General features: G+C 68.5%; 14 protein-coding genes. 7 read left to right on the forward strand and 7 right to left on the reverse strand.

Annotation, left to right across the window (positions count from 1 at the left end; all coding sequences use genetic code 11):
• Window positions 1-35: 35 nt before the first annotated feature.
• Both FHR20_RS06980 and ndk read left to right on the forward strand, forming a co-directional pair.
• A complete protein-coding gene (locus tag FHR20_RS06980) occupies window positions 36-479 on the forward strand; it encodes a DNA polymerase III subunit chi (protein ID WP_167298820.1) in 444 nt (147 codons plus the stop codon).
• A gap of 199 nt (window positions 480-678) precedes the next feature.
• The gene (ndk, locus tag FHR20_RS06985; RefSeq protein ID WP_086129591.1) at window positions 679-1,101 is read left to right on the forward strand and encodes a nucleoside-diphosphate kinase; all 423 of its coding nucleotides are present in this window, start codon (window positions 679-681) and stop codon (window positions 1,099-1,101) included.
• A 110-nt stretch (window positions 1,102-1,211) separates the two neighbouring features.
• On the opposite strand, the gene FHR20_RS06990 is transcribed toward ndk, so the two are convergent.
• The gene (locus tag FHR20_RS06990; protein ID WP_167298821.1) at window positions 1,212-1,658 is read right to left on the reverse strand and encodes a hypothetical protein; all 447 of its coding nucleotides are present in this window, start codon (window positions 1,656-1,658) and stop codon (window positions 1,212-1,214) included.
• Between the two features lie 140 nt (window positions 1,659-1,798).
• Between FHR20_RS06990 and FHR20_RS06995 the strand changes: the two genes are divergently transcribed.
• On the forward strand, window positions 1,799-2,914 hold the full coding sequence (locus FHR20_RS06995; RefSeq protein ID WP_167298822.1) for a purine-nucleoside phosphorylase: 1,116 nt from the start codon (window positions 1,799-1,801) through the stop codon (window positions 2,912-2,914).
• A 29-nt stretch (window positions 2,915-2,943) separates the two neighbouring features.
• On the opposite strand, the gene FHR20_RS07000 is transcribed toward FHR20_RS06995, so the two are convergent.
• From FHR20_RS07000 to FHR20_RS07025, 6 genes are all read right to left on the reverse strand, one after another.
• On the reverse strand, window positions 2,944-4,356 hold the full coding sequence (locus tag FHR20_RS07000) for a sensor histidine kinase (protein ID WP_208413431.1): 1,413 nt from the start codon (window positions 4,354-4,356) through the stop codon (window positions 2,944-2,946).
• Window positions 4,353-5,072, reverse strand: coding sequence for a response regulator (locus FHR20_RS07005; RefSeq protein ID WP_167299412.1), 720 nt, complete (start codon window positions 5,070-5,072; stop codon window positions 4,353-4,355). The genes FHR20_RS07000 and FHR20_RS07005 overlap by 4 nt, the downstream gene beginning before the upstream one ends.
• Window positions 5,073-5,161: 89 nt before the next feature.
• Entirely contained in the window at window positions 5,162-5,584 is a 423-nt protein-coding gene (locus FHR20_RS07010; protein WP_167298823.1) for an EF-hand domain-containing protein, read from the reverse strand.
• A gap of 111 nt (window positions 5,585-5,695) precedes the next feature.
• Window positions 5,696-6,469 (reverse strand): thioesterase family protein, encoded by a 774-nt coding sequence (locus FHR20_RS07015; RefSeq protein WP_167298824.1) that lies wholly within the window; start codon window positions 6,467-6,469, stop codon window positions 5,696-5,698.
• Window positions 6,466-7,989 (reverse strand): class I adenylate-forming enzyme family protein, encoded by a 1,524-nt coding sequence (locus tag FHR20_RS07020; RefSeq protein WP_167298825.1) that lies wholly within the window; start codon window positions 7,987-7,989, stop codon window positions 6,466-6,468. The genes FHR20_RS07015 and FHR20_RS07020 overlap by 4 nt, the downstream gene beginning before the upstream one ends.
• Window positions 7,990-8,062: 73 nt before the next feature.
• A complete protein-coding gene (locus tag FHR20_RS07025; protein WP_208413432.1) occupies window positions 8,063-9,289 on the reverse strand; it encodes a TCR/Tet family MFS transporter in 1,227 nt (408 codons plus the stop codon).
• A gap of 214 nt (window positions 9,290-9,503) precedes the next feature.
• On the opposite strand from FHR20_RS07025, the gene FHR20_RS07030 reads away from it, so the two are divergent.
• From FHR20_RS07030 to FHR20_RS07045, 4 genes are all read left to right on the forward strand, one after another.
• Window positions 9,504-10,724, forward strand: a complete 1,221-nt coding sequence (locus FHR20_RS07030) for an acyl-CoA dehydrogenase family protein (protein ID WP_167298826.1) — start codon at window positions 9,504-9,506, stop codon at window positions 10,722-10,724.
• Between the two features lie 105 nt (window positions 10,725-10,829).
• Window positions 10,830-11,900 (forward strand): acyl-CoA dehydrogenase family protein, encoded by a 1,071-nt coding sequence (locus tag FHR20_RS07035; protein WP_167298827.1) that lies wholly within the window; start codon window positions 10,830-10,832, stop codon window positions 11,898-11,900.
• A 357-nt stretch (window positions 11,901-12,257) separates the two neighbouring features.
• The gene (locus FHR20_RS07040; RefSeq protein ID WP_425057378.1) at window positions 12,258-15,029 is read left to right on the forward strand and encodes a TonB-dependent receptor; all 2,772 of its coding nucleotides are present in this window, start codon (window positions 12,258-12,260) and stop codon (window positions 15,027-15,029) included.
• 116 nt (window positions 15,030-15,145) lie between these two features.
• Window positions 15,146-15,520, forward strand: coding sequence for a hypothetical protein (locus tag FHR20_RS07045; RefSeq protein WP_167298828.1), 375 nt, complete (start codon window positions 15,146-15,148; stop codon window positions 15,518-15,520).
• Window positions 15,521-15,574 lie beyond the last annotated feature (54 nt).

Below are 15,574 nucleotides of genomic sequence, written 5' to 3' on the forward strand. Positions count from 1 at the left end.
GTTGGCCCGAACGCACGGAAGCGCTAACAGGAGCCATGCAGGTCGACTTCTACCATCTGACGCAGCTTCCCCTGGAACGCGCGCTGCCCCGCATCGCCGAACGGGTGATCGAGAGCGGCGGGCGGCTGCTGATCGTGGCGGCCGAGGCGAGCCAGCGCGCCCGGCTCGACCAGCTGCTCTGGACCTATGCGCCCGAAAGCTTCCTGCCCCATGGCCAGGCCGGCGGGCCCGACGACGACCGCCAGCCGGTGCTGATCGCGGCCGAGGCCGGTGCCCCGGCCAATGGCGCGCGCAACGTCGCGCTGGCCGACGGCATGTGGCGCGAGGAGGCGCTGGGTTTCGACCGGGCCTTCCACTTCTTCGACGAGGAGCGGATCGCCGAGGCGCGCATCGCCTGGAAGGCGCTGGCCGACCGCGAGGGCGTGGAGCGCAACTATTGGAAGCAGAACGCAGAGGGGCGCTGGGAAAAGGCGGCCTGAGTTCCGGACATTCCGGACACCTGGAACCGCCCGCGGGCAATCGCGCAATCTTCACGGTTCAAGGGGCTCCGGAAGGAACAATGACGGAACATCGCGCCGCAGGACCGGCCCGGCTCGGCAGGAGCGCTTGCATCGCGCGCCGCCGGGGACTAGGGAGCCGCGACTTTTCCACAACTTCAAAAGCAGGAGCCGCACGGCCATGGCCGCGAACCGGACCTTTTCGATCATCAAGCCCGATGCCACCCGCCGCAACCTCACCGGTGCGGTCACGAAGATGCTGGAGGAGGCCGGCCTGCGCGTCGTCGCTTCCAAGCGCATCCAGATGAGCCGCGAGCAGGCCGAGGGCTTCTACGGCGTCCATCGCGAGCGCCCCTTCTTCAACGACCTGGTCGAGTTCATGATCTCGGGCCCGGTCGTCGTGCAGGTGCTCGAGGGCGAGAACGCCGTGCAGCGCAACCGCGACATCATGGGCGCCACCAACCCGGCCAATGCCGATGCCGGCACCATTCGCAAGGAACTGGCCGAATCGATCGAGGCGAACTCGGTGCACGGTTCGGACTCGGACGAGAATGCCGCGATCGAGATCGATTTCTTCTTCAAGCCGGAAGAGATCGTCGGCTGATCGCCGGGTTTCTACACCGATCTGGATGCGAAAGGCCGGGGTGGAAGCCCCGGCCTTTTTCGTTTCGGGACGCGTATGGACTGGCGTGACGGAAGCGGCCGATGCTCCCCCTAGCGCATGGCGAGGTGGCCGCAGCCGCGCATCTGGCTGGTGCCCGGCACCACCCCCTCGGCCGTCACCGATACGCTGTGCAGGAAGCTGGCGCCCGCATCGTCCTTGCAGGGCTCGCGCTTGATCTCGACGATCACCGGCCGGAGCGCGCCGCCCGCCCGCATCTCGCCGCTCAGGACGATCAGCGTGCTCGGCGCGTCCGCCGGCTGGCCGCGATAGAACAGCTTGAAATCGCCGCGCTGCGAACCGCTGGCCCAGACAAGGCTGGCGTCATGGGCGCCCCCGCCCGTGGAGGTGATGTCGATGCTCCAGCCTTCGCCGCCGCCGTTGAAGGCCGGAACCGGGCTCAGCCCGCCGCCGCGGACCTCCGGTGCCGGTCCGGATGTCGAAGTCGATTGGGTGCAGCCGGCCAGGGCCAGCATCGTCATGGCGATCATCGCGCGCATTTTCGCAAATCCTCCCTTGGTTGTTTCCCGAAGCTGCAAACGCGAAACGGCGACCGTGGTTGCCGCAGGGCCATCGATTGCAACCCCGGCCCTCGCTATCATGATCGCGCGACGAGCAGGCAGGAAGGGGTGCGACCGGGATGAGGAAGCTTGGAATGGCGGCGGCGCTGATATCGGCCGTCCTGTCTTCGAATGCCGGGGCCGCGGTGCTGCACCCCAAGGTGGTGATCCTGGGATATTTCGAGACGAGCAAGGCCTATGGCGAGAAGGGCTATTGGGGCGATGCCGACAAGCCGGGCGAGCTGCATCACTGGATCGAGGGCCTGAACCTCAAGCGGCGGCTGCCGGTGAAGGGCGCGTTCAACCCCGTTTGGGCCAATGCCGACGGATCGATCATCGCAATGAAGATCGGGCCCAACAGCCTGCACCCCGCCGTGAACCTGATGGCGCTGGGCCTGGATGCGAATTTCGACCTTTCGCGCTCCTACTGGCTGATCAACGGCATTGCGGGCACTTCGCCGGAGACGGGAACCATCGGCGACTTGATCTGGACGGATTTCGTCGTCAACGGCGACGTCGCCCATGAGATCGATGCCCGCGAGATCCCCGCCGACTGGCCGGAAGGATATTTCCCCGCCGGCAGGACCAGGCCCTATCCCGAGCCGCGGGTGGCGGCCGGCTCGCCGGAGGACGTTCGCGGCTGGACCGGCCCGTTCCGCACGAACCGCGCGCGGACGGTCACCATGCTCAACGCGTCGCTTGCCCGCTGGGCGTATCGGCTGACCGTTCGTGTCGCGCTTCCGGACAATGCCGGGATGCGGGCCGTTCGGGAGGAATATGACCAGGCCCGGGCCCGGTCGGCGCCGGAAGTCGCGATCGGATCGACGCTTTCGTCCGAGACCTTCTGGCTGGGCGGCCGGCTGGACGCATGGGCGCGCCGCTGGGTCGCCTACATGACCGACGGCCGCGGAACGTTCCGCACCACCGAGACCAACGATGCCGGGGCGATGGTGGCGCTGTCGGCGCTGGGCCGGGCAGGGCGGGTCGACCCCGACCGGGTGTTGCTGCTCCGCGCGGCGAGCAATTTCGACATGCCGCCCAGGGGCGTGCCCGCGTCGGAGCAGCTCGTGCGGGAGGGGCCGCAATCCTTTGCCGGCTATCTGCCGGCGCTGGACGGCCTGTATCGCGTCGGCGCGCCGGTGGTGCACGAGATCGTCCGCGGCTGGCCGACCTATTCCAAGACGCCTCCGAAATGAGCGCGCGAGGGCGGTGAGGCCGTCGGGGATCAGCTGCGCGGCAGGGTGATCGTCGCCACCAGGCCGCCGCCCTCGCGATTGGCGAGGCTGATCTCGCCGCTCGCGTCGCGGACGATGGCGCGGGCCAGCGCGAGGCCGAGGCCGGCACCGCCGGTCTCGCGGTTGCGCGATTCCTCGAGGCGGGTGAAGGGATCGAAGACCTTCTCCAGCTTCTCCGGCGGGATGCCCGGGCCGCGGTCGCAGACTTCGATCGCGACGCGCTGATCGCCCGGGCGCAGATGGACCTCGGCGCCACCGCCATATTTGACGGCGTTCTCGATCAGGTTGCGCACCGCGCGGCGCATCAGCGCGGGGCGCAGGTGCATGCGCAGCCGCGGAGCTTCCTCGAAGGTCACGTCCCGGCCGAGATCGCGGAAATCCTCGACCACTGCGTCGATCAGCGCGGACAGGTCGACATCGGTCGGCGGCTCGCTCGGGCGCCCGAGCCTGGCGAGGCTGAGGATGTCGTCGAGCGTGCGGTTCATCTCGTCGATCGTGTCGGCCATGCGGGCGCGGTCGTCCTCGTCTTCCACCGATTCGATGCGGACGCGCAGCGCGGCGAGCGGCGTGCGCAGGTCATGCCCGATCGCCCCGAGCATGCGGTCCTTCTCGTCGAGCATGCCCGTCACGCGGGTGCTGAGCGCGTTATAGGCGGCGATCACCGCCCGCACGTCGCTGGGGCCGCTCTCCTCGACCGGGCGGGCGCCGTCGCCGGGATGGAAATCGCGCGCGGCAGTGGCGAGCTTGCGCAGCGGACGGGCGATGCGGTGGCCGGCCCAGAGCACGGGCAGGAGCACGACGATATAGAGGATGAGCGTCTGCGCCAGCAGCTGCCAGATCAGGGCACGCTCCGAGCGTGGCCAGGCCGAACTGAGCGAGAGCCAGCCCCTGCCGGGAAGCTCGACCGCGACCATCAGCTCGGCGCCCATGCGGCGAAGGCGTTCGGCGCGGGCGGGGTCCATGCGCTTCAGGAGCGGGCGGCTGCCGTCGATCGGGCGGACCACGGCGATGACCTGGCCGACGGCGACGCCGCCATCGGTAAGCCCGCGGCGAAAGTCGCGCTCGATGTCGCTGCGGCGGGTGAGCTCGGCGGGGATCGGGTTGGCCGGGCCGAAATCGACGCGCCCGCGCAGCTGGCGACGTCCCTCGTGCCCGTCATGCCCGCCGCGGCGATCGGCCATGCCTGGCGCGTCCGGGCGCGGGTTCACCGGCGCGCCGAGCCGCTCGGCGGCGTCGATCAGCCGGGTGACGGTGGGGACGATCACCTGGGCGAAGCGCGCGTTCTGGCGCTCGCGGACGAGGAAGCCGAAATTGATCGCCTGGGCGACGAACAGCGCCACCGCGACGAGCAGCGCGATCTGGCCGGGAAGCGAGCGGGGAAAGAGGCGGATGCGCCCGATCAAAGCCGGGTCACTTCGGCCGCCAGCGTATAGCCGCCGCCCCAGACGGTCTTGATGATCGCCGGGTTGCGGGGGTCGGGTTCGATCTTCTTGCGCAGCCGGCTGACCTGGTTGTCGATCGCGCGGTCGAAGGCGGCGGCCTCGCGGCCCTGGGTCAGGTCGAGCAGCTGGTCGCGGGTCAGCACCGCGCGCGGGCGGGTGACCAGCGCGTGGAGCAGGCTGTATTCGCCGGTGGAAAGCGGAACCGAGACGCCCTCGCGGTCGACCAGGGCGCGTTCGCCGGTCTTGAGCACCCAGCCGGCAAAGGCGAAGCTGCCCGCGTCGGGCGCGTGCTGGCGGATGCCGCCGGCCTGGAGCCGGCGCAGGACCACCTTGATGCGAGCCGCGAGCTCGCGCGGGGAAAAGGGCTTCACGACATAATCGTCCGCACCCATTTCGAGGCCGACGATCCGGTCGGTCTCCTCGCCCCGGGCCGTGAGCAGGATCACCGGCGTGTCGCTGCTCTCGCGGATGTGGCGGCAGAGCGACAGGCCGTCCTCGCCGGGCATCATGATGTCGAGCACCACCAGATCGATGGCATAGGCGGCCATGCGGGCGCGGGCGCCCTCGGCATCGCCGGCCTGCGTGATCCGGAACCCCTGTTTGGTGAGATACTGGGCGAGCGGCTCGCGGATCGAGCGTTCGTCCTCGACGAGCAGGAGGTGCGGCGTGTCCGGCATGTCGGGTTCGTAAGTCATGGGCATGCCGCAAGACAAGGGGTGCCCGGGCGGGTGAGGAGGCGAACCCGCCCGGGCCAGATCGGGCGGGCTCAGTTGCTCTCCGAGCCGCCCGGCGGGGGACCGCGACGTTCCATCCGAGCGCGCATCGCCGCGAACTCGGCCTGATCGATCTTGCCGTCGTGATTGGTGTCGAGCCGGTCGAAGCGGCGCTCGGCCTGGGCCTGCATGTCGGCAAGCGTCATGTCGCCGGCCATGCCGCGGCCACCACCGCCGCCGGGGCGCGCGGCGGCGCGCTCTTCCGCGCTGACCTTGCCGTCATGGTTGGCGTCGAGCCGCGCGAAGCGGGCGGCGACATCGGCCTGGAACTCTTCCTTGGTGATCACGCCGTCGTGATTGGTGTCGAGCCGGTCGAACATGCCGCCGCCGGGCGGGGGGGGCGGGGCGTCCTGCGCGAAGGCGGGGGCGGCCAGCAGCGTCGCGCCGAAGGCGGCGGCGAGGGCGAACTTCTTCATCGGGGATCGAACTCCTGTGCATCCGGGGGGTGTGGCCCCGACAGGATCCGGTTCTGGACAGCAGCTGTCGCACGGGTTTGTCATGCGCCCGGGAAACTGTCGCAAATTGTCTCAGCCGAAGATGGCGACTCCCTGCATCGCCTCGGCGACGGGCTCGCCCGCCGCGTTCCAGATCGCCATGCGCTGGGTGGAATAGCCGTGATGCGCGGTGTCGGCGGCGGCGTGGAGCAACCACCAGCCATCGGTGGTGCGGGGCTCGGCGGTCTGGAAATTGATCTGCCAGTTCAGTGAACTGAGCGGCGTGCGGCGTTCCTCGATCAGCTTGAAGGCCGCGGGCGGCAGCGCATCGCCGATCGCCATCAGCTCGACAAAGGGGTGGAGGCCGTCGAACGCGCGCAGCCGGGCCCAGCGCAGCCATTCGGCCGGGCGGGTGCCCTCGCGATGGTCCTGGAAGTTGAAGTTGCCGGTGAAGAAATCCTCGGGCCCCGTATAGAGTTCGGCGTCCGCCGCCGGCGGCGACACGGGCGCGCGTGCCGCCGTGTCATGGGCGAGTGCCGAGGCAAGCGGTGCCATGAACACGAAGGTGGCGCGCAGGCCCAGCCCCGCTTCCGAGACGACGTCGGACTGGAGGAAGGCGGCGTTGCGGCCGCGCCGCAGCCGGGTGGCGGTAACGCGGACTTCCCCGGCGAGCGGGCCGATAAAGGCGATCTGGGCCGAGCGGAGCGGCGGCAGGTCGGCCTCGGCTTCGAGCGCCGCCTGGAGCGCGAGCGCGGCGGAGAGGCCGCCATAGGCGGTGCGCCCCTGCATCCAGTCGGCGGGCACGGCCGTGGTGAAGCCGCCGTCGGTGCGCACGGCGCCGGCCAATATGTCCGCGAGCGGCGTCATGCCGCGGCGTACCGGTCGCGCAGCTCGCGCTTGAGGACCTTGCCGATCGCATTGCGCGGCAGTTCGTCGAGCTTGACCAGGTCGGCCAGGCGCTGGGTCTTGCCGACCCGGGCGTTGAACCAGGCGAGGACCTCCGCCGGGTCGCCGGGGCCGGTGAAGAAGCCGACCGGCGTCTCGCCCCATTGCTCGGAAGGGATGCCGACCACTGCGCAATCCGCCACGCCGGGGTGTGCGCCCAGCTCCGCCTCGAGGTCCGAGGGATAGATGTTGAACCCGCCCGAGATGATCAGGTCCTTCTTGCGGTCCATCAGGATCAGGAAGCCGTCCTCGTCGAAGCGGCCGACATCGCCGTGGCGGATGTAGCGATTGCCCTCGGCGTCGTGCCAGGTGGCGTCGCGCGTCGCCTCGGCGCGGCCGTGATAGCCGCTCATCATCGCGCCCGAGCGGCCGACCACTTCGCCCATCTCGCCCTGGGGCACTTCGTTGCCCGCCTCGTCGATCAGCCGGATGTCCTGCCCCGGCAGCGGGGTGCCGACGGTGTGGAGCTTGGTGGGGTGCATGTTGCAGAGCAGCGCAGTGGTGCCGCCGCCCTCGGTCATGCCGTAATATTCGACGAGCAGGCCCGGCCAGCGGGCGAGCACATCGGCCTTGAGCGCGGCCGAGAAGGGCGCGCTGGTGCAGGTCTTGAGGACGAAGGCGGAGAGGTCGAAGCTGTCGAAATCGGGCAGCGCCATGATCCGCTGATACTGGACGGGCACGAGCATCGCATGGGTGGCGCGGTGCTTCGCCGCCTGAGAGACGAAGCTGTGCGCGTCGAACTTGCCGAGCAGCACCGCCGTGCCGCCCCAGGCGATCGTCGGGATGAAGCTGACCAGCGTGGTGTTCGAATAGAGCGGGGTGGCGATCATCGTCACCGCATTGGCGAAGCCGCCGGGCGCGCGGGCGATGTGGATCCAGCGCATCGCCTGGGGCTGGACGATGCCCTTGGGCACGCCGGTGGTGCCGGAGCTGTAGATGATGTTGAACGGATCGTCCGGCCCGACCTCGACCGGTACGGGCCTGCTGCCCTCGGGCGCCAGGAAGGCGTGGAAGGCGATGCCGGCATCGCCGTCGTCCAGCGCCACGCGCTGCGCCGCGACCGTCGCGTCGCCCAGCGCCCTTGCCCCGGTGGCATCGAGGAACAGGATCTTCGCGCCGCAATCGGCGATCATCGCGGCGAGTTGCGCCGGCGTGGCCGAAGGCTGGAGCGGCGTGGGGACGCAGCCGGCCCGCAGCGCGCCGAAAAAGGTGCAGGCATATTCGATCGAGGGCGCCCCCAGGATCGCGACCGCTTCGTTCCTGGCCAGCCCCTCGCGCTGGAGCGCCGCGGCGACGCGGTCGAGCATCGCATCGAGCGCGGCATAGCCGATCGACCGGTCCTCGCAGATCATCGCCGGCTTGTCCGGCCGCTCCTCCGCATGGCCGCGGATCAGATCGGACAATGTGGCGAATTCGCCGGTGAGCATCGCTTCGGTACGCATAGCTTCTCCCCCGTTCCCGGCACGCCTAGAAGAGCGCCGGGACGAAGGCCATACGCATTCTTCGAAAAAATGCCTATTCGCTCGGTTGCGGTTCCGCGGCGGGGGCGGGGCGCATGTGCACGAACAGCGCGATGATCAGCGCGGCGCAGGCCATCAGCGTACCGGCGACGAGGAAGGCGGCGCCGTCGAAGCCGCGATGGGAGCCGGCTGCCAGCGCCTGGGTGGCGATCAGCGGGCCGAGGATCGCCGCGACGTTGTTCATGCTCGAGATGCCGCCTTGCAGCGCCCCCTGGTGCGAGGCGCCGACCATGCCCGACAAGGTGCCGTTGAGCGCCGGATAGGCGAAGGCCCCGAAGGCGCCGACCAGGAAGAAGGCATAGACCTGCCAGCCCTGCTGGATGAAGGCATAGGAGAAGAGCGTGAACGACGCGGCGCAGAGCGCGATCAGCGCCGCCCCGCGCTCGCCGAACCGCTTGATCACTCGCCCGGTGAGCAGCGCCTGCACCAGCACGGTGAGGAACCCGACATAGGCGAGCGACCAGCCGATCGCCGTCGCATCCCAGCCGAAGCGGATCGCGGCCCAGAACGACCAGGTGGAGGGATAGACGGTGCCGGCGAGCTGCCAGAAGAACCAGGCGAGCAGCAGCGGCCCGGCATTGCCGGCATGGAAGAGCGGGCGGAAGGCCCCGATGATGTGCGCGTCGGACCAGCGGAAGGGCCGGCGATTCTCCTTCGCCAGCGTTTCCGGCAGGAAGAAGAACATCACCACCGCGTTCAGTGCGGCGCAGATCGCGGCGATCAGGAAGGGCGCGCGCAGGCCGAGCACCGAGCTGATCCCGCCCAGCGCCGGGCCGAGGATGAAGCCGACGCCGAACGCCGCGCCGACCAGCCCGAACACCGCGCTGCGCTTCTCGGGCGGCGTCACGTCGGCGATCACTGCGCTCGCCGGGCCGAAAGTGGCGCCCGCGATGCCGGCGATGACTCGGCCGACGAACAGCCAGGCGAGGCTGGGCGCGGCGGCCATCAGCGCATAGTCGATCGCGAAGGCGACCATCGACAGGATCAGCACCGGGCGGCGGCCATAGCGATCACCCAGATTGCCGAGCACCGGGCCGGCGAAGAAGCCGGCGATGGCGAAGGCGGCGAGCATCCAGCCGGCGATGCGGGTGGCGGCGTCGAGCTCGACATGCCCCAGCTCGGTGACGAGTGCGGGCAGCACCGGCATGACGATGCCGAAGCCGATCACGTCGATGAGCACGGCGATCAGCACGATCGGCACCGCGCGATGTTCGAACTTCATGATTATCCCCTTTTCCGGCCCCTTAGCAGAGGCGGGCATTCCCGCCACGCGCAATATCTTCGGAACATAATGGGAACAATGCCGCCGTGGCAAGTGGCGGTCATGAAGGATGGCCGGGGATGGCGGAGGGGCGGCGCGCGCGACGATGGAATGGCTTGACGCCCGCGTAGCCGTACCGCAAATTCGAAACGACAAGAACATCCGGAGTAGAGTGATGGCCACGGCCCCCGATATCGACGCCCCGGCGAATCCCCTGGATGCGTTCCGCGCCGAGGCCCGCGCATGGATCGCGGCCAATTTCCCGCCAGCCCTGAAGGGCAAGGACAATGCGATGTCCGCGATCGAGGGCCCGCACGAGAATTCGCCCGAGGAAGCCGCCTGGCAGCAGGCGATGGGCGACAAGGGCTGGGGCGTGCCGACCTGGCCCAGGGAATATGGCGGCGGCGGCCTGAGCCGGGCCGAGGCGCGGATCCTCCAGGAAGAGATGCAGCGCGCGGGCGCCTGGAACCCGATCGGCGGCATGGGCGTGATGATGTTCGGCCCGACCCTGCTCGAATATGGCTCGGAGGAGCAGAAGCGCGCGCATATCCCGGCGATCGCCAAGGGGCTGGTGCGCTGGTGCCAGGGCTATTCGGAGCCGGGCGCGGGATCGGACCTCGCCTCGCTCCAGACCTTTGCCGAGGACCATGGCGACCATTATGTCGTCAACGGCCAGAAGACCTGGACCAGCGGCGGGCAATGGGCGGACAAATGCTTCATGCTGGTCCGCACGGACAAGACGAAGAAGCATGAGGGCATCACCTTCCTGCTGGTCGACATGGACACGCCGGGCGTGGAAGTGAAGCCGATCCGGCTGATCTCGGGCAGCTCGCCCTTTTGCGAGACGTTCTTCACCGATGTGAAGGTGCCCAAGGCCAACCGGGTGGGCCAGGAAGGCGAGGGCTGGACGATCGGCAAGCGGCTGCTCCAGCACGAGCGCTCCAGCCTGTCGGGCGGCGGATCGGCGGCAGGGCGGATGTTCGCCGGCGCCTCGCTGGGGCAGATCGCCAAGAAACATGTCGGCGTGGATGCCGAGGGGCGGATCGCGGACGCCGATCTGCGCGGCCGGATCGCCCGGCACGAGATGGACCTGCGCAGCTTCATGCTGACGCTGCGGCGCACCGCGCTGGAGGCCAAGTCCAACCAGGGGCCGAGCGCCGCCACTTCGATCATGAAGAATGTCGGCGCGCGGATCATGCAGGAGCGCTCGGAGCTGCTGATCGAGATCCGCGGGCTGGCCGGCCTCGGCTGGGACGGCGACGGGTTCGAGGAAGACGCGATCAAGGACGTGCGCAGCTGGCTCTTCGGCAAGGCGGTGTCGATCTATGGCGGCTCGACCGAGATCCAGAACAACGTGATCGCCAAGCGCATCCTGGGGATGCTGGACCATCAATAGTTGCTCCCTCTCTCCTTCGGGGGAGAGGGCCGGGGAGAGGGGGAGAGCGCGGGTGGCATGCCCCTCTCCCCGACCCTCTCCCCGCAAGCGGAGAGAGGGAGTTTCATGGCAATCCTGACCGAAGAACAGACGATGCTGCGCGACATGGCGCGCGAATGGGCGGACAACGAGGCCCCCGTCACTGCGTTTCGCAAGATGCGCGATGCCGCCCCGGCCGCCGGCTATGACGCGGAAATGTGGCGGGCCCAGGCCGAGATGGGCTGGGCCGGCATCCTGGTGCCCGAGGCGCAGGGCGGGGCGGGGATGGGCTATGTCTCGCTGGGCCTGGTGCTCGAGCAGCTCGGCCGCAACTTGGTCGCGACGCCGCTCGCCGCCACTGCGGCGGCGACCAGCGCGATCCTGATGGGCGGATCGGAAGCGCAGAAGGCGGAATGGCTGCCGAGGATCGCGGCGGGCGCGCTGGTTGCCACGCTGGCGATCGACGAGGGCCCGCGTTTCGATCCATCGAAGATCGCGACGAAAGTGGAGGGCGGCAAGCTCAGCGGCGTGAAGGCCTTCGTGCCCGAGGGCGACAGCGCGCAGCTGTTCGTGGTGGCGGCGACGGACGGGCTGTATCTCGTCTCGGGCGATGCCGGCGTGACGCGGTCGCCGCGTCACCTGACCGACGCGCGCAGCCATGCGCAGGTGACGTTCGACCGCGCGCCGGCCGAGGCGCTGGGCGGCGGCGCGGAGCTGATCGCGCAGGTGGCGGACCGAGCGGCGGCGGCGAGTGCGGCGGAGATGCTCGGCATGGCCGAGAGCGCCTTTGCCCAGACCAACGACTATCTGAAGACGCGGGTCCAGTTCGGGCAGGTGCTGGCGAGCTTCCAGGCGCTGCAGCATCGCATGGCGAAGATGTTCACCGAGCTGGAGCTGTGCCGCTCGGCGGTGGAGGGCGCGCTGGAGGCGATCGACAGCGGGCGCGCGAACGTGGCGCAGGAAGCGAGCCTGGCCAAGGCGGTGGCGAACGAGACGCTGCACCTGGTCAGCCGCGAGATGATCCAGCTGCACGGCGGCATCGGCATGACCGACGAGCATGACGCGGGCTTCTACCTGAAGCGCGCGCGGGTGCTGGAGGCGCAATGGGGCAACGCCGCCTGGCATCGCGACCGGTTCGCTCGGCTGAACGGATATTGAGGCGCGCCGGCGACATTTTCGATCGCCGCTATTCTCATGGGTCCCGCGCCGTCATTCCCGCGGAAGTGGGGATTCAGAGGCATGAAGGGCATCGCGCTGCCACTCCGGATCCCCGCCTTCGCGGGATGACGGCTTGGAGCTGACGAACCGCGTAGAAATGACGGGCCGGCATTCGAAGATCGATTCGGCCAAGCGGTGGAGACATAAGCCAGCAATATATGACATTTGCGCAACACTGCTGAGTTAGTCCCCTTTTGCAACCTTTGTTCTGCTTGACGTCCCTCCGGGACCTGTCAGTATTCGAGGATAGGGTATGGAGCCGGCAAAGTGCTCTGGCCCGTGGTGGGAGAGATGATGATGATGCGGTTACGCCTTTTGTCGTGCGTTGCTGTTCCTGCGCTCAGCTTTGCTCTGGCGGCCCCTGCCTTCGCGCAGGACAGCCAGACGCCGGCCGACGCGACTGCCCAGAACCAGGCCGAGCAGAACACGGGAACACGCGATCCCAACGAGATCGTCGTCACCGCCCAGGGCCGCGCCCAGGTGCTCGCCGACGTGCCGCTCGCCGTCTCGGCAGTGACCGCCACCCAGCTTGAGCGCACCGGCGCCAACGACATTCGCGCGCTCAACCAGGTCGCCCCCTCGCTGCTCGTCTCCTCGACCGGCAGCGATGCCAACACTTCCGCCCGCATCCGCGGCGTCGGCACGGTGGGCGACAATCCCGGCCTGGAAAGCTCGGTCGCGACCTTCATCGACGGCGTCTACCGCTCGCGCACCGGCCTGGGCTTGAACGATCTGGGCGAGATCGAGCGCATCGAAGTGCTGCGCGGGCCGCAGGGCACGCTGGGCGGGCGCAACGCCTCGGCCGGCATGCTCAGCGTCACCACCAAGGGGCCGGAGTTCACCTTTGGCGGCATGGCCGAGGCGACCTACGGCAATTACGACGCGTGGCGCCTGCAGGGCGCGGTGACGGGGCCGCTCTCCGAGCAGGTCGCGTTCCGCCTCGACGGGCTCTATTCGAAGCGCGACGGCTTCTATCACGACGTGAATACCGGGCGGGACATCAACAATCGCGACCGCTATCTCGTCCGCGGCCAGCTGCTGTTCCAGCCGAGCTCCGATCTCTCCGTCCGGCTGATCGGCGACTATAGCTATCGCAAGGAGGATTGCTGCGCCGCCGTCTATGCGACCGCCGACGTGTCGCAGGCCAATGCCTATGTCTCGCCGACCAATCCCGGGCTGATCGCACCGGGCACGCCGGTGGCGACGGTGCTGACCGGGATCACGGGCACGACCTTCGCGCAGTATTTCCCGGGCTACAACAACGCCTATTCGCGCCGCATCGCGACCAGCGCCAACCGCTCCTATACCGGCAAGACCAAGGACTGGGGCTTTTCGGGCGAGGTCAACTGGAACCTGGGCGGCGTCGAGCTGACGTCGATCACCGCCTATCGCAACTATGACAACACCCAGGCGGCCGATGCCGATTACGGCCTGGCCGACATCCTCTATTTCGGCCCGAAGAGCGGCCGCCAGTTCAAGACCTTCACGCAGGAGCTGCGCTTCCACGGCGAGGCGTTCGGCGGCAAGCTCGACTGGCTGGTGGGCGGCTATTACGCACACGAGGACCTGGACACGAAGAGCGAGCTGAAGTTCGGCAACGATTATGGCCGGTTCGCCGCCTGCCGCATCGTCTATGGCTCGTTCAGCGCCTTCTACAATCCGAACAATGTCGGCTGCCTGACGCCCACCGGCGTCGCGGTGCTGAGCAACACGCTCGGGCCGCTCGGCGCGGCGGGCGCGGCGATGGTCGGCGGGCTGCAGCGGCTCGACACCGTGCGCAATGTCGGTGACGACACGGCGAACTTCGACCAGACCAGCTCGAACTTCGCCTTCTTCACGCACAATATCTTTCACGTCACCAGCAACGTGGATCTGACGGTGGGCCTGCGCTACACCAACGAGACCAAGAAGCTGAACGCGAACTTCAACAATACCAACACGATATGCCCGGTGCAGCAGGCGAATCTGCTGCCCTTCATGGGCGTGCCCGCCCTGGCGCCGCTCGCGGGCGGCATCATCACGCTGAGCTGCCAGGGCGGCTCGTCCTCGGCGCTCAACGGGCTGACGCTGAACGACCAGCGCAAGGAGAACAAGTTCACCGGCACCGCGATCCTTTCGTGGAAGCCGGTCGACAACATCCTGCTCTATGCAAGCTATTCGCGCGGCTACAAGGCCGGCGGCTTCAACCTCGATCGCTCGGCCTTCAAGAACCCGAACCCGGCCCAGCCGCTGCCGATCTTCCCGATCAGCCTGGCCAATGCCGGCTATTATGCCGATGTGCTCCAGTTCGAGGAGGAGACGGTCACCGCCTATGAAGCGGGCATGAAGCTCTCGACCAGGGGCTTCAACCTGAACGTCGCCGGCTTCCGCCAGGAATTCAGCAACTTCCAGCTGAACACGTTCAACGGCACGGTGTACCTGGTCCAGAACATCAATGGCTGCAAGGTCGACCTGGGCGGCGGCGATCGCGACCTGAGCGCCACGACCGGCGCCTGCCCGTCGAACCAGATCAAGCCGGGCGTGGTCTCGACCGGTTTCGAAGTCGAAATGGGCATGTCGCCGGTGCGCGACCTGAACTTCAACTTCGGCGTGACCTATGCCAAGACCAAATATGCCAACAACCTGGTCGGCTCGGGGAGCGGCGCGCCGCTCGATCCGGCGCTGCGCCTGCTGCCGGGCCAGCTCCTCTCGAACGCACCCGAATGGGTGGTGACGAGCTCGGCGGGCTGGACGCCGTCGCTGGGCGGATCGCTGCGCGGCCTGCTCTATGTCGATGCCCGCCTGGCGGATCGCTACAACACCGGCTCGGACCTGTTCCCGCAGAAGGAGCAGCAGAGCTTCGTGGTGGTCAATGGCCGTATCGGCATCAGCGGCAACGACCAGCTCTGGGCGCTGGAGTTCTGGGTCCAGAACGCGACCAAGGCCAATTACATGCAGGTTGGCTTCAGCTCGCCCTTCCAGGCGGTGAGCACCACGCCGACGCCGGGCTATCCGGGCGGGTCGCAGATCTTCTCGGCCTATCTCGCCGAGCCGCGGACCTATGGCATCACGCTGCGTTCGCGCTTCTGACGCCTGAGGGAGGGATCGGGACGGGCCCGCGGAGCGATCCGCGGGCCCGTTTCGCTGTTTCAGACGCGGTTCAGCCGGCAGGCCGGAGAACGGCATCGATTCTGGAGAAATGGCCCATGCGCTCGTTCCTGCTGCCCATCCTTGCCTTCCTCGCGTCGGCGGCGCCGGCATCGGCCTTTGCCCAGGCGGCGCCGGCGGGCGAATGCGCCGTCAGCGTCCGGTTCGGCAGCTATGCGATGGGAATCGACAGGCCCGCCTTCGAACGGGTGCGGGCGCTGCTCGCGCGCGATCGCGGCGTGCGCGCGGTGGACGAGCAGCATTGGGGGCGGGAAGGGGAGACGACGCTCTGCGTGCGGACGCGCCGGGCGGGCGACGCGCGGCGGCTGTTCGGGCGCGTGAAGGCGGCGCTGCCCGCCAAGCCGCGCGGACCGATCACGGTGGAGACGCGCGGCGGGCTGCGCTTCGAGGCGCCGCGACAGCGAAACGGCTAGATTGTGCACAATCACGTGCGTTGACTCGCATGATCATGCACGATATTGCCGATT

This window comes from Sphingomonas leidyi (genome assembly GCF_011761945.1).
Taxonomy (GTDB): domain Bacteria; phylum Pseudomonadota; class Alphaproteobacteria; order Sphingomonadales; family Sphingomonadaceae; genus Sphingomonas; species Sphingomonas leidyi.